This window comes from Verrucomicrobium sp. BvORR106 (assembly GCF_000739655.1).
Classification (GTDB): Bacteria; Verrucomicrobiota; Verrucomicrobiia; order Verrucomicrobiales; family Verrucomicrobiaceae; genus Verrucomicrobium.
On record NZ_BATR01000045.1, the window covers coordinates 15,100 to 37,201 of the forward strand.

Annotated in this window: 17 protein-coding genes; 11 read left to right on the forward strand and 6 right to left on the reverse strand. The window is 61.4% G+C overall.

Annotated features, from left to right (window positions below; translation table 11 throughout):
- Positions 1-99 precede the first annotated feature (99 nt).
- Together BV106_RS35175 and BV106_RS06840 are read left to right on the forward strand one after the other, a co-directional pair.
- Complete coding sequence (locus BV106_RS35175) at positions 100-2,517, forward strand: DUF1549 domain-containing protein (protein ID WP_051945286.1); 2,418 nt, start codon at positions 100-102, stop codon at positions 2,515-2,517.
- 25 nt (positions 2,518-2,542) lie between these two features.
- A complete protein-coding gene (locus tag BV106_RS06840) occupies positions 2,543-3,856 on the forward strand; it encodes a DUF1501 domain-containing protein (RefSeq protein ID WP_038162441.1) in 1,314 nt (437 codons plus the stop codon).
- Between the two features lie 229 nt (positions 3,857-4,085).
- Here BV106_RS06840 and BV106_RS06845 read toward each other — a convergent pair whose 3' ends face one another.
- Positions 4,086-4,688 carry a Uma2 family endonuclease gene (locus BV106_RS06845; RefSeq protein WP_265595405.1) on the reverse strand — a complete coding sequence of 201 codons (603 nt, stop codon included), beginning with the start codon at positions 4,686-4,688 and terminating at the stop codon, positions 4,086-4,088.
- Between the two features lie 265 nt (positions 4,689-4,953).
- On the opposite strand from BV106_RS06845, the gene creB reads away from it, so the two are divergent.
- The 7 genes from creB (at position 4,954) to BV106_RS06880 (ending at position 12,722) form a co-directional block, all read left to right on the forward strand.
- Positions 4,954-5,697 (forward strand): two-component system response regulator CreB, encoded by a 744-nt coding sequence (gene creB / locus BV106_RS06850; protein ID WP_081891565.1) that lies wholly within the window; start codon positions 4,954-4,956, stop codon positions 5,695-5,697.
- A 65-nt stretch (positions 5,698-5,762) separates the two neighbouring features.
- On the forward strand, positions 5,763-7,199 hold the full coding sequence (gene creC / locus BV106_RS06855) for a two-component system sensor histidine kinase CreC (protein WP_038162460.1): 1,437 nt from the start codon (positions 5,763-5,765) through the stop codon (positions 7,197-7,199).
- A gap of 120 nt (positions 7,200-7,319) precedes the next feature.
- Positions 7,320-8,675, forward strand: a complete 1,356-nt coding sequence (locus tag BV106_RS35180; protein WP_265595406.1) for a glycosyltransferase — start codon at positions 7,320-7,322, stop codon at positions 8,673-8,675.
- A gap of 12 nt (positions 8,676-8,687) precedes the next feature.
- A complete protein-coding gene (locus BV106_RS06865) occupies positions 8,688-9,530 on the forward strand; it encodes a sulfotransferase domain-containing protein (RefSeq protein ID WP_038162445.1) in 843 nt (280 codons plus the stop codon).
- A 66-nt stretch (positions 9,531-9,596) separates the two neighbouring features.
- Positions 9,597-10,199, forward strand: coding sequence for a L,D-transpeptidase family protein (locus BV106_RS06870; protein ID WP_051945290.1), 603 nt, complete (start codon positions 9,597-9,599; stop codon positions 10,197-10,199).
- A gap of 292 nt (positions 10,200-10,491) precedes the next feature.
- Positions 10,492-11,724: an MFS transporter gene (locus BV106_RS06875; RefSeq protein WP_265595407.1), complete on the forward strand. Its 1,233-nt coding sequence runs from the start codon at positions 10,492-10,494 to the stop codon at positions 11,722-11,724.
- Between the two features lie 50 nt (positions 11,725-11,774).
- A complete protein-coding gene (locus BV106_RS06880) occupies positions 11,775-12,722 on the forward strand; it encodes a DMT family transporter (protein ID WP_051945292.1) in 948 nt (315 codons plus the stop codon).
- A 468-nt stretch (positions 12,723-13,190) separates the two neighbouring features.
- Here the strand turns inward: BV106_RS06880 and BV106_RS37105 are convergent, their stop codons facing one another.
- The 3 genes from BV106_RS37105 to BV106_RS37110 all read right to left on the reverse strand — a co-directional run bounded on the left by BV106_RS37105 (position 13,191) and on the right by BV106_RS37110 (position 15,744).
- Positions 13,191-13,670 (reverse strand): GNAT family N-acetyltransferase, encoded by a 480-nt coding sequence (locus BV106_RS37105; protein WP_051945294.1) that lies wholly within the window; start codon positions 13,668-13,670, stop codon positions 13,191-13,193.
- A complete protein-coding gene (locus BV106_RS06890; RefSeq protein WP_051945296.1) occupies positions 13,667-14,773 on the reverse strand; it encodes a glycosyl hydrolase in 1,107 nt (368 codons plus the stop codon). The genes BV106_RS37105 and BV106_RS06890 overlap by 4 nt, the downstream gene beginning before the upstream one ends.
- Positions 14,774-15,054: 281 nt before the next feature.
- The gene (locus BV106_RS37110; RefSeq protein WP_081891569.1) at positions 15,055-15,744 is read right to left on the reverse strand and encodes a GNAT family N-acetyltransferase; all 690 of its coding nucleotides are present in this window, start codon (positions 15,742-15,744) and stop codon (positions 15,055-15,057) included.
- A 155-nt stretch (positions 15,745-15,899) separates the two neighbouring features.
- Here BV106_RS37110 and BV106_RS06900 point away from each other — a divergent pair, with 155 nt between their 5' ends.
- Together BV106_RS06900 and BV106_RS06905 are read left to right on the forward strand one after the other, a co-directional pair.
- Positions 15,900-17,318, forward strand: a complete 1,419-nt coding sequence (locus BV106_RS06900; RefSeq protein WP_051945297.1) for an arylsulfatase — start codon at positions 15,900-15,902, stop codon at positions 17,316-17,318.
- Positions 17,319-17,394: 76 nt separating this feature from the next.
- A complete protein-coding gene (locus BV106_RS06905) occupies positions 17,395-18,765 on the forward strand; it encodes a sulfatase (RefSeq protein WP_265595408.1) in 1,371 nt (456 codons plus the stop codon).
- Here BV106_RS06905 and BV106_RS06910 read toward each other — a convergent pair.
- A complete protein-coding gene (locus BV106_RS06910; RefSeq protein ID WP_051945299.1) occupies positions 18,751-19,215 on the reverse strand; it encodes a methylglyoxal synthase in 465 nt (154 codons plus the stop codon). The two genes, BV106_RS06905 and BV106_RS06910, sit on opposite strands and share 15 nt — an antisense overlap.
- A gap of 228 nt (positions 19,216-19,443) precedes the next feature.
- Positions 19,444-22,102 (reverse strand): ATP-binding cassette domain-containing protein (locus tag BV106_RS06915; protein WP_038162452.1); only part of this gene is annotated, 2,659 nt, incomplete at its 5' end.

Genomic DNA, 22,102 nt, shown 5'->3' on the forward strand with positions numbered 1-22,102 from the left:
CACCGGCTTCGTTTTCACGCGCCAGCCAGTGGCAACATTGGTGACCCACTTTGAATGCTGCGGCACACGACGCAGTCCAAACGACTTGACTCCAGAGCGATGAAATCAGTGAGAAAGCAATACCTGACGACAGGCTTGCGCGCGGTGACCACCGCAGCGGCTGTGGTGGTGATGTCACTTCCCGGCAGAGCGCCAGGCGCGGATGAGGAAATGACTCCCAAGGTGACCCCGGCGGTCAGTCCGACCGCTGTACCCACCGCGAAGCCCAAGGTCAAAGCGGCGGCGAAAAACGCCAAGCGGGCGGATCGCAATGCGCAGGTCACCTTCCTGGAGACACCGCCAGCCAAGGAACCTCTCTACACTGGCAAGGTGGAGGTTCAGCAGGCGGCGGCGAAGATTGATGAACTGGTGGCCACCAAACTGGCGGCGGAAAAGATCCAGCACAATGCACCGGCCTCCGATGAGATCTTTGTGCGCCGCATCTATCTGGATGTGATTGGTCGCATCCCTACCAAGGCGGAAGCCGTGGCATTCCTGGAATCCAAGGATGGCAACAAGCGGCAGAAGCTCATTGATCAACTGCTGAACAGCGATGGCTATGTGCAGCATGCCTTCAACTTCTGGGCAGATGTGTTGCGGGTGAAGAACGGCATCGCTCCAGGTGGCCAGGGTCGCGAGGCCGGTGCGGCGTACATCCAGTGGCTCAAGGAGTCATTGAGAGACAACAAGCCCTATGATCGGATGGTGCGGGAGCTCCTGACGGCAGATGGTGCCACCTATGAAGATGGGGCCATGGGCTTCTACATGCGGGATCTGGGGATGCCACTGGACAACATGGCGGTGACGACCCAGGTCTTCCTGGGCACCCAGATGGTGTGCGCCCAGTGCCACAACCATCCCTTCGACAAGTGGAGTCAGATGGACTACTACCAGATGGCCGCGCACAGCAATGGCATGGCCGGGTCCAACGCCCTGGCCAATGCGGCGGATGTGAACCGCTTCATGACCCAGCAAGGTCTGGCGGGCGAAGATCGCCGGACGATGAACAAGGCTTTCAGCGAGATCCTGTTCCGGTTGCGCTTCAACCATGTGTACTCCCTGGACCGCGCGCTGAAGCTGCCCGGTGACTACCAGTACAAGGACGCCAGACCGGGTGCGAACATCGAACCGATGATCCCGGTGGCCTTCTCCAAGGACGGCAAGATCGTCAAGGAGGGTGAGGCTCCGATCCTGGCTTATTCCCAGTGGATGACCTCGCGGGAGAATCCGCGCTTCACCCTGGTGGTGGCCAACCGGCTCTGGAAGAAAGTCATGGGCATGGGGGTGATCGACCCCGTGGATGAGATCACAGACTCCACGGTGCCGAGCAACCCGGCCCTCATGGAGTTCCTTGAAACTACCATGAAGCAGGTGAATTACGACATGAAGGCGTACCTGCGCATCCTGTTGAACTCCCAGACTTACCAGCGGGAGGCCTTCTCTGCCGATGTGGAGCTGGGGGCCCAGTACCACTTCCCCGGACCGCTGCTGCGTCGCATGACGGCAGAACAGATTTGGGATTCGATCGTGGCCCTGGCCAAGGACAACCCGGATGAGGCCAGCCATGCCACCTACATGGACACGAAGCAACTCCTCACCAAAGTGGAGTGGATGGATCGCACCATTCTGGCCCAGACCCCGGCGGAGCTGGTGGAAGGGGCGCGGAAGATCGCTGCCTACGGCAAGGATCTGAATGAAGACATCCAGGCCAAGACGGCGGCGCTCAAGGCGGGGACCTTGAGCGAAGCGGAGGTGCGCGAGGCCAAACGGGCGGCCAAGACCCAGCGGCAGAAGATCTACGCAAAGTCCGACGAGATCGTCTTCAACGCCGGCTTCCAGAAGCTGGCGGAGCAGATCGCCAAGGAGCCTGGCGTGGTGGCGAAGCAGACGGACCCAGAGTTCGTCGCACAGATCGCGGCCGCAGTGAAACACTTCGGCAAGATTCCGACCATGGATGAGGCCTTGGATTTTGTCCTGGCCCAGCAGCGCAAGGATTATTCAAACTGGCAGACGGCCATGCGCGACCGCGAGATGCTGGAGTGGGGTGTGGACACGAAGGAGAAGAAGGAGAACTACCGCAAGTTTGCCGAGTACCGGGATCGCAACCTGGTTCGCGCGGCGGATCTGCGCAATCCGGCCCCCAACGGGCACTTCCTCAGACTGTACGGTCAGAGTGACCGGGAGCTGGTGGAGAACGGCAACCGCGATGCCTCCGTGATGCAGGCGCTGACCATGATGAACGGAACGTTGTTCCGCAATCTGCTCAGTCCCTTCGCCACGATCACGCGTGAAGTCCGGAAGGATGGCAAGGATGTGAATGCCGCGATCGACACCATCTACCTCAGCACGCTGAGCCGCCGTGCGACGGAGGAGGAGAAAGCGGTGCTGCGCCCGATGGTGGAGCAGAACCCGCTGGAAGGCCGGGGGGACATCCTCTGGACCGTGCTCAACACCCGCCAGTTTCTCTTCATCCAGTAACCAATCTTTTCCCGCACTCATTTCCATGAACCCGCTCTTCCAGTCCGTGGACCAGCCCACCCGCCGCCAGTTTGTGAGCGGCGCGGCCAAGACCTTCCTTGGAGTGTCTCTCCTGAACCAGCTCCAGGGGCGCGGCCTTGCCGCCGCCGGGCTGGGCACCTCACCCCTCAAGCAGGTGGCGACGGCGCGCAATGTGATCTACCTCTACATGACCGGCGGCATGAGCCACCTGGACACCTTTGACCCCCGCCCGGAGAACAAGGAGGTGAGTGGGGAGACGGAGGCCATCAAGACGACGGCGGACGGCATCCGCATCAGCTCCAATCTGCCCCTCATGGCCCGCCAGATGGACAAGGTGGCGCTTGTGAATTCCATGAACTCCACGCAGGGGGCGCATGAGCAGGGACAGTACTACATGCACACCAGCTACACGCTGCGCAGCTCCATCCGCCACCCCGCCATGGGTGCCTGGCTCCAGAAGTTCCAGGAGCGTGGCAATCCCAGCCTGCCGGGCAGTGTGATGATCGGGAACGACAGCCGCCACCCCGGGGCCGGGTTCTTTGAGGCCAAGTACAGCCCGCTCATGGTGAATGACCCGGATGACGGTGTCTCCAACAGCAAGATCAACAGCTGGTTCGCCAGCAGTGAGGACCGCTTTGGCAGCCGTCTGGGGGCGGCCCGCCAGCTCGACACCACCTTCGCGCAAAAATACAACGTCAAGAACGTGCGTGCCTACGCGGACATGTACGATGATGCCGTGCGCATGATGAAGAGCGAGGAGCTCAAGGCCTTCGACCTGAGCCAAGAAAACGACGACCTGCGTGATCGTTATGGGCGTGAATCCTCCTTTGGCCAGGGCTGCCTGCTGGCCCGCCGCCTCGTGGAACACGGGGTGCGGTTCGTGGAGGTAAGCTTCGGCAGTTGGGATACGCACAACGCCAACTTCATTCGTGTGCCGGAGCTTTGTGAAGAGCTGGATGCGGCGCTGAGCACCCTCCTCCAGGACTTGGAGGCCCGCGGGCTGTTGAGCGAGACCCTGGTGGTGCTGGCCACGGAATTCGGCCGCACGCCGGAGATCAACCAGAACGACGGTCGCGACCACCATCCCAAGGCCTTCACCTGTCTGTTTGCCGGCGGGGGCATTCGCGGAGGCCAGGCCTACGGGAAAAAGGATGAGAAGGGCTTCGAGGTGGCGGAGAACAAAGTGGACATTCCCGCCTTCAACGCCACCATCGCGTATGCCTTGGGCATCCCGCTGGACCAGGTGCTGTATTCACCCAGCAAGCGGCCGTTTACTGTGGCGGACAAAGGGCAGCCGCTCACGCAGTTGTTTGGTTGAACCAGGGTGGTGGGAGATATAGGCGGTTGAGATTGCCGGATTACCTCGCAGCGTCGCTTCGGGTGTAGTCCGGACGTGCCGTCCGGCTGTGGGAGCGGAGAGAGGCGCGTGGGATGGGACGGAGGTGCTGTGGCGATTGTCCGCGCGTTCCTTCGGCGTCTGAGCCGATGGGGACCATCGGACTACGCTGTAGCGTGTCCCCGGGAGTAGTCCGGGCGCGCCGCCCCCATCACACCCTGTCGGGCTGGATCACCTTCAGGGAAGTGGGTTCATCGAACTCCACTCCGGCATAAACATCTGCGAGGTGAAGCGTGACGTCGATGCATGACAGAGCAATCGAGGACTCCAGACCGGTGGCTTCGGTAAGCCGCCATGATCCATCTCCCTGGCGCTCAAAGAGCTCAATGTGCGCCTTGTCCTGCGAGAGCAGGGCGTAGCCCTGGAGAGAGGGAATGCGCCGGTAGTGCTCCGACTTGGTGCCGCGGTCGTAGCCTTCCGTCGATTCGGAGAGGACTTCGAACAGCATGGTGGGATTCGTGGCGGTGTCCCGCTGGGAATCCTCGGCATCGTATTCTTTGGGACCACAGAAGACGCTGACGTCCGGATACGTGCGCAGCCCCGTGGCCTGCACCTTGATGCGCTGGTCGCTGTTGATAGGGGAACAACGCTTGCCCTTCAGCGAGGCGTGCAATTCCCCTAGCAAATTGGTCCCCACCATGGCGTGCCGGGTGGTCGTGCCAGACATGGCAAAGATCTCTCCCTGGTAGTACTCGCTCTTGTACTCGGCGAGACGCTCAAGCACGTAGTACTCCTCGGGAGTGTAGGACTTCACGGGCATGGGAAGTAGTTTTGTCCAATGTGCCCGTGTCAGCAGGGGATTCAAAAGAACTTTTTGTGTCCCTCCGCCGCTGAATTCATGGCGATTTCACCCTCGCTTCACACATCTTTCAACGCGGCGAAGGATGCTGGGGGTGCCGCACGATTTTGATCCACGAGTGTCTCGGGGTGACGAATCGTGCGTGACCCGATAAAATCAGATGCTCTTCTCCCACACTGTGCCTTGGTCGGCACCAGAAACATCCCGCGCTGACTCTCCCATGGCCATCCGTCCCCGCATCCTTGTCGTTGAAGATGAGCCGTCGATTGCCGACACCCTGCAGTACTCTCTGGAGTCGGAAGGGTTTTCTGTGCAGGTGTCTGGCACAGGGGCCTCGGCGCTGGAGACGCTAAACCAGGAGGAATTCTCCCTGGTGGTGCTGGATATTGGCCTGCCGGACATGACCGGCTTCGAGGTTTGTCGGCAAGTGCGTACGTCCAAGAACGTGCCCGTGATCTTTCTGACGGCCCGTTCTTCTGAGGTGGACCGCGTGGTGGGCCTGGAGATCGGGGGCGATGACTACCTGTGCAAGCCCTTCAGCCCGCGGGAGCTAACGGCGCGGGTGCGAGCGGTGTTGCGGCGGACCCAACCCCAAGCAGCTCCTGCTGCCACGAGCCAGATTCAGTCCCAAGTCGGGGTACAACCCCAGGCGGGCCCCGTCGGAGCGACCACCCCAGTGGTGGTGGATGAGACGCGCTGCCAGATCCGGTACTTCGGTGAGGTGTTGCCTCTCTCCCGCTACGAATACCGTCTCTTGCAAACGTTGGCCCGCCATCCCGGCCGGGTTTTCAGCCGCAGCCAGCTCATGGAGCACGCCTCCGATGAGCCGGATGCCGCCATGGAGCGCACCGTGGACGCGCATGTGAAGTCTCTTCGGGCCAAGATGAAGCTCATCAGGGACGAGGCGGAGGCCATCGTCACGCATCGCGGCATGGGCTACTCGCTCACCGAAGCCTGGGGTTGAGAGAGCCGCTGGGCCGGGGCTACTTATTGATTTTTGCTTGTTGAGCTTTGAAGTTTTCCTTCTCCATGTCCCTCACGTCGAAGCTGTTGTTCGGCTTCGCCCTCATCTCGGCCATTGGATTCTGGCTGATGATGGATCAAGTGCTGGAGCGGGTGGAACGGCAGTACCTGGAGGCGGCAGAGGAGCCCATGGTGGACATCGCGCACGTGCTGGCGGAGATGCTGGCCCGGGACATGAGGGCAGACGGCACTCTGGACTCGACACCGGTGAAGGCGGCCATGGAAGGGGCGAAGAACCGCCAGTTTGAGGCGCGCATCTATTCGTTCCTCAAGACGCGGGTGGACATGGATGTGTACGCGACCGACGCGCGAGGAGTGGTGCTGTTTGACTCCCTGCACCCGGAGACGGTGGGGGAGAAGCGGGCCAAGCGGGACGTGGTTCTCACTCTTAACGGCTTTTACGGTGCCCGCTCCTCCCGGGAGGATGAGAAGGACGTCAATTCCTCCGTGATGTACTCCGCGGCACCCATCAAGGTGGACGGCAAGGTGGTGGGGGTGGTCAGCGTGGCGAAGCCGCAGAGGAGCGTGTTCAAGTTCCGCGATGAAACCCGGGCCTGGCTCAAACGGACCATCGGGTCCCTCATCCTGTGCATGGTGATGGGTTCCTTCCTTCTGGCCCGGTGGACGACCCGCCCGATCCGTCGTCTGACCGACTATGCGCAGGCCATCTCTGCAGGAGAGCGTCCCGCTGTGCCCGCCCTCCACGGCAGTGAGATGAAAACGCTGGGCGGGGCGTTTGAGACCATGCGGGATGTGCTGGAGAACCGTGAATACGTGGAGCACTACGTGCAGACGATGACCCATGAGCTGAAGAGCCCCGTGGCGGCCATCCGTGGGGCGGCGGAACTGTTGCAGGAGAGTTCGATGCCTGAGGAGCAGCGGCGCAAGTTTCTCCGCAACATTCATGGTGAGTCCCTGCGGCTCCAGGATCTGCTCGACCGCCTGCTGGCGCTGGCCGGGCTGGAGAAAAAGAAGGCGCTGGATGAGACCGCCACTGTGAACTTGAGCGCGGTGTGCCGGGAAGTTTGTGAGCACTTCGAGCCGATGCTGGTGCAAAACCGGCTGCGAATCGATCACTGGATCCAGGACGATGTGGAGGTGAAGGGCGACACGTTCCTGCTCCATACCGCCCTGAACAATCTGGTGCAGAACGCCGTGGATTTTTCGCCAGAGGGCGGGCTGGTCTCCATTGGCTTAAAGGTGGTGGACGACCGGGCCTGCTTTGTCGTCGAGGACGACGGACCTGGGCTCCCCGACTATGCGAAAAAGCGGGTGTTTGAGCGATTTTACTCCCTGCCGCGCCCGCAGACTGGCCGAAAGAGCAGCGGATTGGGCCTCTGTTTTGTGAAGGAGGCGGCGCTACTGCACCGCGGGAAAGTCGAGCTGGAGAACCGGGATGGCACACGCGGGGCCCGGGCGGTTTTTAGCCTGCCGGTGCTCTGAGGATGCAAGTTCAGATTCCGCGTCCGGAGAAGCGGAGTGGTTTTCCTTATTTATTGGCGATTGAGGGAAAGGCAAAGATGCCTAAGAGTGGCGGGCTACCCCTCCCTCCTCTTTTACTCCATGCCGAAATTCAAAGAAGTTTTGCTAAAACGTTACATGGACCTTGTGGCCCGCCGTGCCGGCGGCACCGCAGAGGGGGCGTCCGTGGACGGGAGGGCGAGCAAGGAAGACCTGGAGAAGGAGGTCGCGCGATTGCTGGGGCTGCTGGAAGAGCGCAATCAGCTGATCACAAGGCTGGAGGAAACCGATCAGAAGCGGGAGCAGCTCTGGTCACAGATGCGTGAAAAGTGGAGCCTGAAGAAGAAAGAGGCCCAGCAGGTCCATCGGCGGAACAACGTGTATCGCAAGCTGTTGCGCCGGCGTCGCCATGCGATTCGGGAGCTGGCTCAGAGGCTGCGCAGCACAGAGAACGTGCTGGTGAACTTCTACACTTCACCGCATCTCATGCCTTCGTATGACGCCACGGCACCGCTGCCAGGGGGCTTCTCTGACTCGCTGATCCGGCGGGCGTTGAGCTGGATGCCCTCCCTGGAGACGCTCATCTGGACTCATTGGATGCGGCTGGGGGTGCTGAAGCAGTTTGAGGCCCGCCCCATGCAGCTCGACACGGTTCCCAAGCCGAAGCTCCCCGTGGAGCAATTGCCCAAGATCAGTGTGGTCACCCCTTCGTACAACCAGGCGGTGTATCTGGATGAAACGATGCGGAGCTTGCTGGACCAGAACTATCCTCATCTGGAATACATCATCATGGATGGTGGCTCCACGGATGCCTCGGTGGAGGTGATCAAGAAGTATGAGCCCCGCCTGGCCCACTGGCAGAGCGCCCGCGATGGCGGGCAGGCTGACGCGGTGCGTCAGGGCCTGCTGAAGGCTACGGGAGACATCATGGCGTGGCTTAATTCCGACGACCTCATCCTGCCTGGCACTCTGGCGTATGTGGCGGACTATTTTGCCCGCCACCCTGAGGTGGATGTGGTCTATGGCCACCGTCTGGTGATCAACGAGCGCAGCTATGAGGTCGCCCGTTGGGTCCTTCCCGTGCATGATGCAGAACTCCTGCTCTGGGCGGACTTCATCCCCCAGGAGACCTGCTTCTGGCGTCGCAGCATCTATGAAAAAATCGGCGGTATGGATCCCAGTTTCCAGTTCGCGCTGGACTGGGACCTCCTCCTGCGTCTGCAGAAGGCTGGTGCCAAGATGGTGCGCCTGCCGTACTTCACCGGCGCATTCCGCATGCACAGCGAGCAGAAGAATGCGGTCACGATCAATACCGACGGGTACAAGGAAATGCAGTTGCTGCGCGAGCGGGAACTGGGGAAGGAGTTCAACCGGGGCGGACTGGCCCGCCGGGTGAACCGGGCTCAGTTCAAGGCGCTGGTTTCCACATTGTTGATGCGGGTGGGCATTCGCTGGTAGAACAGGCAAGCTATGGAAACCGGCGAGAACTTCATGCCCTTGAGCCAGACTTTTCTGGATGGGATCAAGCCAGCGGATCGCTTTCTCCTGGCTTTTCCCAGGTCGGGCTCACGTTGGCTCTGCTATTTGATCACCGACCTGGTCAATCAATGGCAGGGGCTGGATAGCACCTGGTACTACAGGTGGCGGACCAGCTCCAAAGGTGGAGCAGCCGAGATGGGGCCGAAGACGGGACTCCCGTTCGCGGAGATCGTGCCCGATGTGCATAAACCTGGCGGAGAACCGACCAGCATTCTCGAAAAACTCTCGGGGGCGGCCTTGTATCGCTCGCATCATCTCACGGAGGTGTTGCGGCGGTCCGAGGGCAAGAAGGTCTACATGGTGAGGCATCCGGCGGCGGCCATTCTGTCCTACCACATCGTCGCACTGGAACGTGGCTGGCTGACACCCGGGGTGACGCTGGAGGAGTTCACCAGGTGGAAGCTCGACCTCTGGGTGGACCACGTGCAGACCATCCTGGCCTACCGCAGACTCCATCCCTCGAAGTGTCTGTTTCTCACGTATCAGGACGACGTTCCGCTGACAGCCGCGCAGCTCGAGGCGTCGGCAACCGCCCTAAGAATCCCTTTCACGTCTGAGGGCATCCAGGCGGCGTTGAGACGTCTCCAGGAGCACATCGAGCACCTGAATTCTGATGCGCAAGCCCTGGGACTTCGGGGGTCGAATGCGAAACCGTTGGCCCACCTTCCGCCAGCCCTTCTGGAGAGCATTGACGCCACTGCGGCACCCTTGTTGGCCGAGGTATGCCAAGCTGAAGCTGAGGGGCTGTCTTTCTCATCGTCGAGAACCGCTTAGGTCATTTCATTTGAATCAGAGCGCATTCGGGGCCACACAAAGGCCCCCCAATTATTGACGACCCGCATGAAATCCACCGTCCTCTCAGCTCTTGCCGGCCTTTTCCTGCTCTCCTCCTGTGTCACTCCCCCCAAGGAAAACCTGGGTGCAAACTATCTGGCTGGCCTGGGTGGCCCGGTACCCACTGCGCCCCAGCAGCTCGGCGTGGCTGAACCGGTGTCCTACTGGGATGACGATGGTTCCCAAGGCGAGAGCTATATCGTGGTCGATCTCCGCCGCCAGGTGGCCGAGTTTTACCGGGCGGGCCACGTGATTGGCGTAGCGGCCATCTCCTCCGGTACGGAAATGCGCGCCACCCCGTCTGGCGATTACAAGATTCTGGAAAAAGACATCGACCACGTGTCGTCCTCGTACGGGCATGTGGAGGATTCTTCCGGGAACTCCGTGAACAACGATGCTACACCGCGCTCCTCTGTGCCTGCGGGCGGCAAGTACGTGCCTGCTCCCATGAATTTCTTCATGCGCCTGACCTGGGATGGAGTGGGCATGCACCAGGGCTATCTCCCCGGTTATCCCGCCTCTCACGGTTGCATCCGTATGGACCGCAACGTGGTGCCCAAGTTCTACGAGAACGCCTATGTGGGCATGCCGGTGAAGGTGATCCGATAGTGATTGCCAGACGAGGGCGGGGCCAAAGAGTCACGCTCCCGATTTGACAAATTGCTTTTTTTCCATACGCTCCAAACCTCGATGTCTCCGCAGCCAAAAATGCACCTCACTTCCAAGCGTCACGAATTCGTTCGTGCCGTCATTGGTACCGTGTGGGCCCGCTGCGCAAGTTGACGTCGTTTTTCTCCCTGTCTCCCGTCACTTGCACCCGCCCACGACCTCGTGAGCGGGTTTTTTGTTTTCAGCTCATCATGCCAGCCGCCCCACCATCGCCCGCTTCCCGCTCCCAGCCATGTCCCCGCCCACCTTCAGAGAGAGTTTAAGAGCCTTTCCACCCGCCTTCTGGGCCCTGATCGGGGCCACGTTCGTGAACAAATTCGGCGTCTTTGTGGTGCCGTTCCTCACGATCTTCATGACACGCAGCGGGTTCACGCCGGCGCAGGCGGGGCTGACGGTGGCGGCCTATGCTGCGGGAGGTTTTTTGGCCGCAGGTCTGGGGGGCTGGATGGCGGACCGGGTGGGAAGAAACATCACTATGGCCACAGCGTCGTTCACCGGGGCAGCGGCGATGATGATGCTCTCGCAGGCGCACACTTTTCCCCTGCTGGTCTCGCTCGCTTTTCTGACGGGGTTGTTCATGGAAGCGGGGAATCCCGCGACGAGTGCCCTGGTGCAGGACATCATTCCGGTGGAACACCGGCTGGCCGCGTATGCAGTGATGAGATTCTCGGTCAATCTGGGCTGGGCCGTGGGGCCCATGGCGGCGGGTTTCCTGGCCGAGCACTCCTTCTTCTGGCTCTTTGCCGGAGATGCCGCCACCGCGGTGTTCTTTGGGCTGGTGGCGCTGATCATGTTGCCGAAGGGGAATCGGGGCACGCGTCAGACCAGCGGATGGGGGCACGCGCTGGCTTCCATCCGGCGCAACCGGCCGTTCCTGGCGCTGGCAGCAGCTTGCGTGACGATCTCCATTGTCTTCCGGCAGCTCACCACCACGTTTGCGCTGCATTTTGAAAACTGCGTGCCAGCACTGGACTGGCAGGGGTTCCACTTCAAGCCCCTGGAGCTCTATGGATTCGTCATGGCGGTGAATGGCATGATGATCTGCCTCATGGAAATGCCGCTCACGGCAGTCACGCGGTCGTGGCCGGTGCGGAACTGCATTGCCATGGGCTATATCGGCATGAGCGTGAGCTTCCTGGTGCTCTCCTTTGGAGTTGGCCTCGGGGCCTTTTTGCTCGCCATGGTGGTCTTCACCTTTGGCGAGATGATGGCATTCTCCCGCCAGCAGGCCTATGCGGCCAGCCTGGCCCCGGATGACATGCGCGGCCGGTACTCGGGCTTTTTGAGCTGGGCGTGGAGCTTGGGGAACATTTCGGCCTCCGCATTCAGTCTGGGAATGTACCAGTATTCACCGAATCTCGTCTGGCTGTCGTCGGTGGTGCTGGGCGTGCTGGGCGCCTTGCTCATCGCGGGGCGTTTTAGCCGCCCGGTAGCAACCGCAACCCCGGCCGTCAGCATTTCGTAGTCAGTGGGGCGGATTTGGATGTCCGCTTGTGCTCTTTCACCTCCGTCATTGTGTCCTCTCTTCCTGTCACCTCTTCCTCACCTGCCGCCAGTTGGGCCAGCTGGCTCCAGCTCCATCTGGTGGTGCTGGCGTGGGGTTTCACCGGGCCCTTGGGCCGGCTCATTTCCCTGCCTCCGGTGGAGACGGTGGCATGGCGCACGGGACTGGCGGCGTTGGGGCTGGCGGTGCTGGCCCGCATCATGAAGGCGGGATTGAATGTGGGAGGTCGCACCGCGCTGAAGTTGCTGGGCAACGGGCTCCTCGTGGGCGCGCACTGGATGCTCTTCTTCCTTGCGGTCAAACTGGGCAACGTGTCCGTGGCCATGGCGGCACTGCCCACCACCATGATCTGGTGTTCCCTCCTCGAACCCCTGTTTGAGAAAGGCCGCCGTATCAGCCGGCTGGAGCTGGGCATGGGCCTGCTCATGGTGCTGGCGGTGGGGCTGATCTTCCGGGTGGAGTTCGCTTACTGGCAGGGGTTTGCGGCCGGGCTGGGCTGTGCGTTTGTCGGGGCGCTGTTTGCCGTGATCAACAAGCACCTGGTGGCGCGGGAGCATTTCGCGGTGATTTCCTGTTACCAAATGGCGGGAGCCTGTGCCGGGGCTCTGGCCGTGCTGGCGATCTCCGGGGCCTCAGGCCGTCCGGTGGCTCATCCGCAGAACATGGACTGGGTCTGGCTGCTGGTGCTCTCCCAGGTCTGCACCGTGGGAGCCTATGCAGCGTACATGGATGTGCTGCGACGCCTCTCCGTGTTCTCCATCAACGTGGTGTACAACCTCGAACCTGTGTACGGCATCCTGCTCGCCGCGCTCTTCTTTGGGGACACAGAGCGGATGAGCCCGGGTTTTTATGTGGGAACGGGCATGATCCTGGTGGCGGTGGTTGTGACACCGTGGTTGCAAGCCAGAGCCCGCTCCGCGGGAGACGCAAGACTTGAAGACACAAGACGCAAGACCTGAGGGGGATGTGGTATCTGGGGTTGTTTGGCAGAGGAGCTTCACCGCTTTTGAGCCAATACCATCAGGGAAAAGGAATATGCCCCGAGCGCGAATGAGAGACGCTGCGGCACCTCCACTTCACGGTCGGCTGATTGTGCAGACTCATGAGGGCCGAAGGTCCGGCGTGATACCAGCCTTGGGCAACGCCCAAGGAATAGATGACCAAACAACCCTTGAGGGCTGAAGGCCCGGCCTCATCAAGCCTGCCCACGATGAGCATCCCTGAATGACCTCGGGCCTACAGCCCTCAACCTCTAAAACTAACGCCAACCTTGGGCGTTGCCCAAGGCTGGTATTACTCCGGGCTTTCAGCCCTCAGCTCGTTTGTAAAAGGGAAATCATCGGCCTGGTTACCTTTTCCCTGATGGCATTGGCGTTTAAGCGGTCAGGACGATGGCTAGGTCGCTGAGACATTCTATTGCTGGCCTCTCATGAGAACTCCCGCCGGTATTTCACAAACCCCTGCTTGGTTTCATCGTTGAAACCACAACGGCGGAAGAAGGCGTGGGCTTCGGTTCTGGCCCGGTTGCTCAGGAGCATGAGCTTGGTACAGTCGTGCTTCAGCGCCAGTGCCTCGACCTGCGCCATGAGGAGGCGGCCGATTCCCATGCCGCGGTGGGTGGCGGCGATGACCACGTTTTCCACCACGCCAAACGGTTGCTGCCGGTACATGGCGTCGGCGCAGAGATTCAGGTGCGCCGTGCCGCACACCTTTTGCTCGCATTCGGCTACGAGAAGAAAACTGCACGAGGACTGTGCGATGTCTGCCAGATGGTCTTCGGACACGCAGAGGTGCGGGTCCCGCACGAGTTCGCGGTAGAGCGACTCCAGCGCGGAGGCATCACCTGGCTGGGCCTCCCGGATGATCACGGGTGGGGAGGGAGTGGCATCTACAGGGTCTGGGCTCACGGTTTGGCGACGCCGAACAGGGCTTTGAATTTCGCGGCAGCCTTGGGGAACTGGGTGCCTTCCGGCTTGTCGCTTTTGGCCGGGCCGGGTGAGAGTTGGTGGCGCAGTTCCGGGCTGTTGATGTCGAAGTAGCAGTGGAAGGCTACGGCATTCACCGGGTCGGTGATGAACGCGTGCATCTGCTCGATGAAGTAGGGGTTGTCGTTGCCGCCGTGGCCATGGTTGCCATTCACCACCCCCCATTCAGGAAACGCCAGGGGTTTGCCGTGAGTCTTGGCGAATTTCGTCCAGAAAGCGAGGCCGCGGGGGCTGTGCATGATCCATTCCTCCCACACCTTCTTCTGGCGTCGGGTGATTTCCTCGTCCGAGGCATGGGCCGGCCACGGGTAGGTGTCGGCGTTCCAGGTTTCGTCGTACACATCCACGCCGACGTAGTCCACATACTCGTCGCCCGGCCAGGCTTCATCTGCGGGGAACTGCTGATCTCCCAGGGTCGGATTCCAGCAGAACTTCAGGCCCTCTGCACCGGGGACAGCTCGCATGGTGCTCACGATCTGCCGCCAGTAGCCAATGAACGCGGCCGTCTTGCCTTTGGCGCGCCAGGTGTACCAGTCTCCATTGAACTCCCAGCCAGGGCGGAGGATGGAGTCTCCCAAGCCGTGGCGAACGAGGTTCTCTGCGAGATCCTTGAAGTGCTGATTGTAAGCGCCCGTCGCACCTTGTTCCAGAGAAACAGGCACACCTTTCCCCTTGTCACCTTGAGTCGGCCCGCTGCCGTCCACGGGCCCTGCCAACAGGGGAATGGAGAGCACGAAACGTCTCCCTGGCTTAGCCTTGACCCACGCGGACCAGGTCTCCAGCCACCAGGTGGGCCACCCGACATTGTCCCAGGATTCTCCGCCAACGAAGTCCAGCCCCCACACGGTATCCCGCCCCAGCCAGGTCGCGAAGGCATCCACGCCTGCGGTGCCGTTGGGCCAGTGGTAAGTGCCCAGGGCAGGCTCGGGAGAGGCCGACTGACTCAAAGCTGACTGCATCGGCGACAGCGAGACGATACCGATGAGGAGGGCGGCGAGGGAAAGAGGATGGAACTTTTTCGTCATGGCGGGAGCAGAGGCAGTTGATGGAGCATTGCTTATCTCATGAGCCAATCCGTCCCGTCAAGGCGCATGGGAGTCAGAGTGGGATGGGAAGCCAATCTTAGTGGTGAGCGCATGAGTACGATAAAGAAGCTCACGCCAACGGCGTGATACATAAGAGCCCGGGGTCAGACCGCGAAGCGGTCGCCACCCCGGGTATCGATGGGATAGCGTTGGAACTCCAAGGGAGTTCTACAGACCGTCCAGATCACCAAGAGACGATCCTGTTGCATGCGGTGAACACCTCAGGGATGCGGTCGCGGTTTGTAGAACTCACTTCGGAGTTCTCGTCCGCCTGACCATGTACCAAGGGTGGCGGCTCGTGCCTCGCCTGACCCTGGGCTGGTATGTATGACGCCCTTGGCGTCAAGTGCTCCTGAGTGACGGCGGCAGCCTGAGGGGCAGTTGTCAGCGAAGGAGAGGCGACGAGAAGTGTTTCCTAAAACCCGACCTTGCACCGGACGGGTCCAGACGTAGAGCACGTCGGGCTGCTTCTCCTCGTTGTCGCTGCCGTCGGTTTTCCGCTCGATTTGGAAACCGTGTTTCTCATAGAACCGTTGTGCCTGGGCGTTGGTTTGAAAGGTCCAGAGTCGGAGCTCGGGTGCTTCGCATTGCTCCTTTGCCAGATTCAGGAGGCGCGAGCCGATGCCGCGGCGTTGACGATCCGGATGGACATGGAGTTGCTCCACCCAACCAGCGCGGAGCACCAGAAGACCAACCACCTGATGATCCTGCTCGGCCAGCCAGATGACGGAGTGAGGGAACAGCCGGTGACGATAGTGCTCAAGGTCCTCTTCCGGGGTGTGGAGCACCGGCATCTGAGGCAGTGCTGTGAAGAACGCCAGACGGTGGAGTGATGCCAGAATAGGAAGGTCATCCTCAGTGGCGGGCCTGAGAGTGGTGGATGAAGGTGGCTTGTTGGCGGGCTCGGGCATGCGCAGTGACTGGTTCACATTCAAATGCTGTATTGCGTCTGGCGTCAAGCATGCGGGATACAAGTCTCAATTAGCCGGGTTTGTTCATCCCCCTTGGCGGTTTTTGAAAGTGACTTCGACAGAAGATCCCCTCAATCGCTTCGTTCCCTACGCCCATGTCTTTCCGCAGCTTCCTCTATCTCTGCTTCGGCGCCGCCTTGCTCTCCGTGAGTCAGGAGGCAGCCCACGCGGCCAAACCCAACATCATCTACATCCTCAGTGACGATCTTGCCCAAGGGGACTTGGGATGTTACGGGCAGAAGCTGATCAAGACGCCGAACCTGGATCGCATGGCGGCGGAAGGGACTCGGTTCACGCAGGCCTATTGCGGCACCAGTGTGTGCGCGCCTTCACGCTCGTCGCTGATGACCGGGCTGCACATGGGCCACTGCCCCATCCGGGCCAACCGGGAGATCAAGCCGGAGGGTCAGATGCCGCTGCCAGCCGACACGCTGACGGTGGCGCAGGTGCTCAAAGGAACGGGTTATGCCACGGGCTGTGTGGGCAAATGGGGGATGGGCATGTTCGACACCACGGGCAGTCCGCTGAAGAAGGGGTTCGACCACTTCTACGGCCACAACTGCCAGCGCAAGGCGCACAACTACTTCCCGCCTTACATCTGGAACGATGACCAGCAGGTGGAGCTGGATGGCAAGACGTACGTGCAGGATCTGTTTGCCAACGAGAGCCTGAAGTGGGTCCGCGAGCAGAAGCGCAAGGCTCCGGACCAGCCGTTCTTCCTGTTCTACGCCATCACGCTGCCCCATGGCGACTACCAGATCGACAACCTGGGCATCTATGCCGATCAGAAAGACTGGACGCCCACGCAGAAGGCCTATGCCGCGATGGTGACGCGGCTCGACAGTGATGTGGGCCGGTTGTTGGACCTGCTCAAGGAACTCAAGATCGATGAGAGCACGCTGGTCATGACCTCTGGCGACAATGGCTCGTCGTTCCCGCCGGACTCGGAGTTGGGCCGGTTGTTTGATCAGGCCATGGGCGGCAAGCTGCGCGGGTTCAAGCGTGGCATGTATGAAGGCGGGCTCCGGCAGGCCTCCATTGCGCGTTGGCCGGGCAGCATTCCGGCGGGCCGTGTCTCCGATGAGCCATGGGCCTTTTGGGACTTCCTGCCCACGGCGGCGGACCTTGCCGGGGCTGTATTGCCCGAAGGTTTCAAGCCAGATGGCCTGTCGCTCGTTTCATTCCTGAAAGGGGGCGCTGCCCCGAAGCGGGAGTATTTCTACTGGGAACTGCATGAGAACGCCTCCATCCAGGCGCTGCGGTTTGACCAGAACTGGAAGGCGGTGCGCAACGGTCCCAATCAGCCGGTGGAGCTCTATGACCTGACGGCTGATGAGAGCGAGGCGCACAACGTGGCGGCCGCGCATCCAGACCGGGTGAACCGGGCGCTGGAGCTGATGAAGAGCGCCCGGGTGGACTCTGCGGACTTCCCCATGCAGGGTGGTCGGGCCGGAGGAGGCAACAAAAAGGCCGGCAACAAAGCTCCGACTGCCGACGTTCCCAAGACGAACTGACCGCCCGCCTCCGCTTGGAAATGCCAAGCGAGTGGGCAGACCGAACCCCTTACTGCCTGCCTGTCCGCTCCCTGTCATGCGTCATCACTACTTGTCCGTCTTTCTGTTGTCGTTGATCGCTTTCTGGACTGCGCCCCGACTGGGCGCGGCGGAGGCCGGGCCATTGAATGTGGTGGTGCTCTATGCGGACGACTGGCGCTTTGACACCCTGGGATGCGCAGGTAACCCGGTGGTGAAGACGCCGAATCTGGATAGCCTGGCTGCGGAGGGGACGCGGTTCAAGCGGGCCTGTGTGACCACTTCCATCTGTGGCGTCAGCCGGGCCACGTTGTTCACCGGGCAGTGGATGTCGCGGCATGGGAATCCCGCCTTCCAAATGTTCAAGACCCCCATGGGTGAGACCTATCCGGGGCTGTTGCGTGGCCAGGGGTATTGGGTGGGTCACGTGGGCAAGTGGCACAACGGCAAGTTTCCGCAGGAGGCTTTCGACTTTGGCCGGTCTTATAGCGGGAGGCACTACATCAAGGAGCCTGACGGGAGCACGGTGCACGTGACGCAGAAGAACCAGAAAGACGCCTTGGAGTTCCTCGACACGCGGCCCAAGGACAAGCCCTTCTGTCTCACCCTGGCCTTCTTCGCCACCCACGCGGAGGACCAGAATCCGAAACAGTATCTCTACCAGCCGGAGAGCGAGGGTCTGTACAAGGAGGTAAATATTCCCGTGCCGGCCACTGGTTCGGATGAGCATTTCAAGAAGTTGCCGCCCTTCATTGCCAATGAGAAGAACGAAGGCCGCAACCGCTGGCACTGGCGCTTCGACACGCCGGAGAAATACCAGGAGTACATGAAGGCCTACTACCGCATGGCCACGGAGGTGGATGCGGCGTGCGGCCGAGTGCTGGAGACGCTCAAATCACAAGGCGTGCTGGACCGGACGCTGGTGATCTTCACCACGGACAATGGCTACTTCCATGGGGAGCACGGTCTCGCTGACAAGTGGTACCCGTACGAGGAAAGCATCCGCGTGCCGTTGATCGTGCGCGATCCGCGGACTCCGGAGGCCCGGCGTGGGGGCACTAATGATGAGTTCGTCCTCAATGTGGACCTGGCTCCGACCATCCTGGCGGCCACGGGAGTGAAAGCGCCCGCTACTATGCAGGGGCAGGATTTCGCACCCCTGTATCTTGCTGCCACCCCGCCGGCGTGGCGGCAGGAGTTCTTCTATGAACACGCTACCCTGCGCAGCGTGGACTTCATCCCGGCCTCCGAGGCGCTCGTTCGCAAGGACGTGAAATACCTCTTCTGGCCTGACTTCAAATACGAGGAACTCTTCGACCTGAAGGCAGACCCCAAAGAGGAGCACAACCTCGCTGGCGACCCGGCCCAGGCGGTACAACTGGTGGAGCTGCGGAAGCGATTCGAGGAACTGAAATCAGCAGCCCGTTGAAGTGGAAGCGCGCAAGCTTTCGGCCTGCAACTCCCGGACGGCACGATAGTTCGTGTGGTCCGGGATGAACCGCTGGTAGGTTCCCTGTGCCAGACCGATGAGCAACAGGTCGGCACCGGCCTCATTCATGGCCACTGGTACATTCCACAAGACGGCCACGCGCAGCAGGGCCTTCACATCCGGATCATGCGGCTGGGCGGAGAGGGGATCCCAGAAGAAGATGAGCAGGTCCATGCGGCCCTCCGCGATCTCCGTGCCGATCTGAAGGTCGCCCCCGAGAGGTCCGCTCAGGAAACGGCGCACCGGCAGCCCCAGCTCCTTTTCCAGGATGCTCCCCGTCGTGCCCGTGGCGCAGAGCGTCCAGCCCTGAAGCTGCTCGCTGTGCTTCTGCGCCCAGGCGAGCAGATTATCTTTACAGTGGTCATGTGCGACGAGTCCGATGGTTGGCATCTTGTTGATGCCCTACGCCCGGAGAGGCGGAGTTCAAGGTGAAAGAGGAGGGCAGACGCCAGACTGCCAGACGTCAGACCTGACCGGAGAACCCGGCGAAAGTGAACGAGATGGGGTCGGAGACTGATGCTGATTGCCCATCTGCGCTACGCTCGCTGGAGCACGTACTTAGTACTGCTCCAGCCCCAACACCTTGACGCACTGGCGCACCGCCCACTGACGCACTGGCTATTTTCCTTTCTGCTTGCCGACGAGGCCGATGATGGTGATGACGTAGCAGGAGACAATCCAGCCGCCGAGAACGAGGAAGGAACTGATGGCTGGGGAGGCGAATCGGAAAAGGGTGCCCATTTCATAGCGCACGTCATTGCGCTGCTCGGTGGACTGGTCGTACACCTTGACCCCGCGGCGCATGGCGAAGAGGTGATGGTGCTGGCCCACGCGATTGGGGAAGACGACGAGGTTCTGCCAGCTCACGTTCCAGTCGGAGACCTTGTCGTATTTCTCTGTGTACTCCTTGCCAGCCTCCATCCAGGTGACGGATTCCTGTTCACCAGTAGGAGTGAGGAAGACGGGATACTTCGTGCGGTTGCTGATGCGCGGGGTCGTCTGGCCGTAGATGCCGGCCACGTCCATCATGCGCTGGGCGCAGAAGCTCGGCACCACGGTGCTGGCGATCCGCACGCTGGCGGTCATCTCGGGCCGGGTCACGACGAAGCCGCCGAAGAGGATTTGAGGAATCAACACCAGGGGCACCCACATGACGGCCTGGGTGCTGTTGCGTACCAGGGCAGAGATGGCGAGGCCGATGGCCACGCCCACGAAGGCGGCGGCGAACAGGGCGAACAGCTTCAGCAACATGACGGTGATGCCGATGCCCAGCATCTTGATGCCCGTGTCCGGGGTCGGAGGTTTGCCCTCGCCGGGATCGGTGGTGTCCAGCAGGTTCTGGCCGAACTCGAAGAAGTGCGCAGCACGCAGCAGGGTCGTGGTGATGAGGCCGGGGCCCTTGGGAGCCGGCGGGGCGGCGACCTCGACCGGTGCAGGGGTGGGAGCGGTGTTGCTGGGCGCGTTCTTCGTTTCCTCCGTGACGATCTCAAACTCATCGAGCGAGACGGCGGGGGCCTGACCGCCACTTGCATCCGGTGCCTGCACTGCGACGGCTTTGGGAGTAAGTCGTTCCGTGGCCTTCTTAAGGAAGGCCTCCGACTTCAGGTCCGACGGGTTCAGGAGGTGACCCACCCCGAGGGTGACGATGAAGAGCACGATGGCCTGAAGCACCGTAACGAAGGTGAGAAAGGCGTACTTGCTCTGTAGATAAGCATTGAGTCCCAGGCCGCAGACGCGCTCCCGGCGGAAGATGGAGATCTCCCTCACGATCTGCTGAGCACCATTGCTACAACCGAACCACAGGGTGGCCACAATGCAGAGGAACATGCGGAGGACGGCATCGTCTGCAACCCAGCCGACCAGGACGGCGATGATGACGGGCTGGGCGAGGAGGAAGAGCAGGTTGAGCAGGTCCGCCTTGAGGATGCTCCACTGGCGTCGCAGCTGGATGAAGAGGGTGGGCAGCCAGCCGGGGCCAAGCTTGGGCCTGCTCTGCTGGAGGGGGTCGTCATGGGCAGGCGGTAGATACGCCAGGGGCTTGGCCTCAGGGCGTGAGCCCTCGAACTCCTGACGCCACTGGGCGGCGGTGCGGGTCTCGTCGCCACCCACCTTCAGGTAGATTTCATCGAGCCCGCGTTCCACCTTGAAGTAGCGCTCCGCCTCGTCCGGGGTGCCGTTGAAGATGACGTGTCCGCCATGGACGAAGAGCAGCTGGTCAAAGAGGTAGGCGCGCCCCAGTACGTGCGTGGTGCAGATGACGGTGCAGTCCGTGCCAGCCAGACGGCGGAGCAGGGACATGAGGTCGAACTCCGTCTTGGGATCGAGACCACTGGAGGGCTCATCCAGGAAGAGCACGCTGGGCTTGGCCAGCAGCTCAGTGGCGATGCTCACGCGCTTGCGCTGGCCGCCGGAAAGCATGGAGATCCGTTTCTCCTTGTGCTCGGCCAGGCCCAGGCGGTCGATGGTCTCCTCCACGAGATCCCGCACTGCCTTGCGTGGGGTGCCAGAGGGCAGCTTCAACCGGGCGCTGTAGGTGATGGCCTCGGTGACGGTCAGCTCTTGGTGCACGATGTCATCCTGCGGCACATATCCGATGCCGGAGGCGGCCATCTGGCGGGGATCGCCCAGCCGGGCCCCATTGATGTACACCTCGCCCGCGCTGGCGGGGTTCACGCCGCACAGGGCGTTCATGAGCGTGCTCTTGCCCTGGCCTGAACCACCGAGGATGCCGACGAAGGAGCAGGGGGTGACGTCGAGGGAGACGTCATTCAGAATGTTGCGGCCGTTGGGCAGGGTGAAGGTGAGGTGCCGGGATTCCACCTTGGCCCCGCCGAAGGCGGAAACTTGGCGGAGGGAGGTGCCGGTGAACTCAAAAGTGTAGCTTCCGAGCTTCAATCGATCGCCCACGATGAGCTGACGGCGGTCAAAACGCTGTCCGTTGAGCAGGGTGCCTGTCTGACTTTTGTCAGAGGCGAAAGCGACTCCAGCCTCGGGTTGTTCGATCTCCAGGTGGATGCGGGAGACGCGGGAATCTTCGGCATCGAGGTCCACTTTGGGGTCGCCAGAAGTGTCGCCACTGGCGCGGCCGAACACCACCTTCCGCAGTCCTTTGAGGGGGATTTCAGCCGTCGCTGCGCCGCGGAAAACGGGCTGCGCCGAAGTCAGTCCGAACCGGATCAAAACGTCCGGCATCTCAATGATGTCGCCGTCTTCCAGCGGGGCCACTGCCGAGAGAGACTGCCCGTTCAGACGCAGGGTGCGCTGGGCATTGGGAGTG

What these genes read in the sequence shown, in the direction of transcription:
- BV106_RS35175 (WP_051945286.1), top strand. Translation starts at nt 100, where the DNA reads ATGAAATCAGTGAGAAAGCAATACCTGACGACAGGCTTGCGCGCGGTG.
- BV106_RS06840 (WP_038162441.1), top strand. Translation starts at nt 2,543, where the DNA reads ATGAACCCGCTCTTCCAGTCCGTGGACCAGCCCACCCGCCGCCAGTTT.
- creB (WP_081891565.1), top strand. Translation starts at nt 4,954, where the DNA reads ATGGCCATCCGTCCCCGCATCCTTGTCGTTGAAGATGAGCCGTCGATT.
- creC (WP_038162460.1), top strand. Translation starts at nt 5,763, where the DNA reads ATGTCCCTCACGTCGAAGCTGTTGTTCGGCTTCGCCCTCATCTCGGCC.
- BV106_RS35180 (WP_265595406.1), top strand. Translation starts at nt 7,320, where the DNA reads ATGCCGAAATTCAAAGAAGTTTTGCTAAAACGTTACATGGACCTTGTG.
- BV106_RS06865 (WP_038162445.1), top strand. Translation starts at nt 8,688, where the DNA reads ATGGAAACCGGCGAGAACTTCATGCCCTTGAGCCAGACTTTTCTGGAT.
- BV106_RS06870 (WP_051945290.1), top strand. Translation starts at nt 9,597, where the DNA reads ATGAAATCCACCGTCCTCTCAGCTCTTGCCGGCCTTTTCCTGCTCTCC.
- BV106_RS06875 (WP_265595407.1), top strand. Translation starts at nt 10,492, where the DNA reads ATGTCCCCGCCCACCTTCAGAGAGAGTTTAAGAGCCTTTCCACCCGCC.
- BV106_RS06890 (WP_051945296.1), bottom strand. Translation starts at nt 14,773, where the DNA reads ATGACGAAAAAGTTCCATCCTCTTTCCCTCGCCGCCCTCCTCATCGGT.
- BV106_RS37110 (WP_081891569.1), bottom strand. Translation starts at nt 15,744, where the DNA reads ATGCCCGAGCCCGCCAACAAGCCACCTTCATCCACCACTCTCAGGCCC.
- BV106_RS06900 (WP_051945297.1), top strand. Translation starts at nt 15,900, where the DNA reads ATGTCTTTCCGCAGCTTCCTCTATCTCTGCTTCGGCGCCGCCTTGCTC.
- BV106_RS06905 (WP_265595408.1), top strand. Translation starts at nt 17,395, where the DNA reads ATGCGTCATCACTACTTGTCCGTCTTTCTGTTGTCGTTGATCGCTTTC.
- BV106_RS06910 (WP_051945299.1), bottom strand. Translation starts at nt 19,215, where the DNA reads ATGCCAACCATCGGACTCGTCGCACATGACCACTGTAAAGATAATCTG.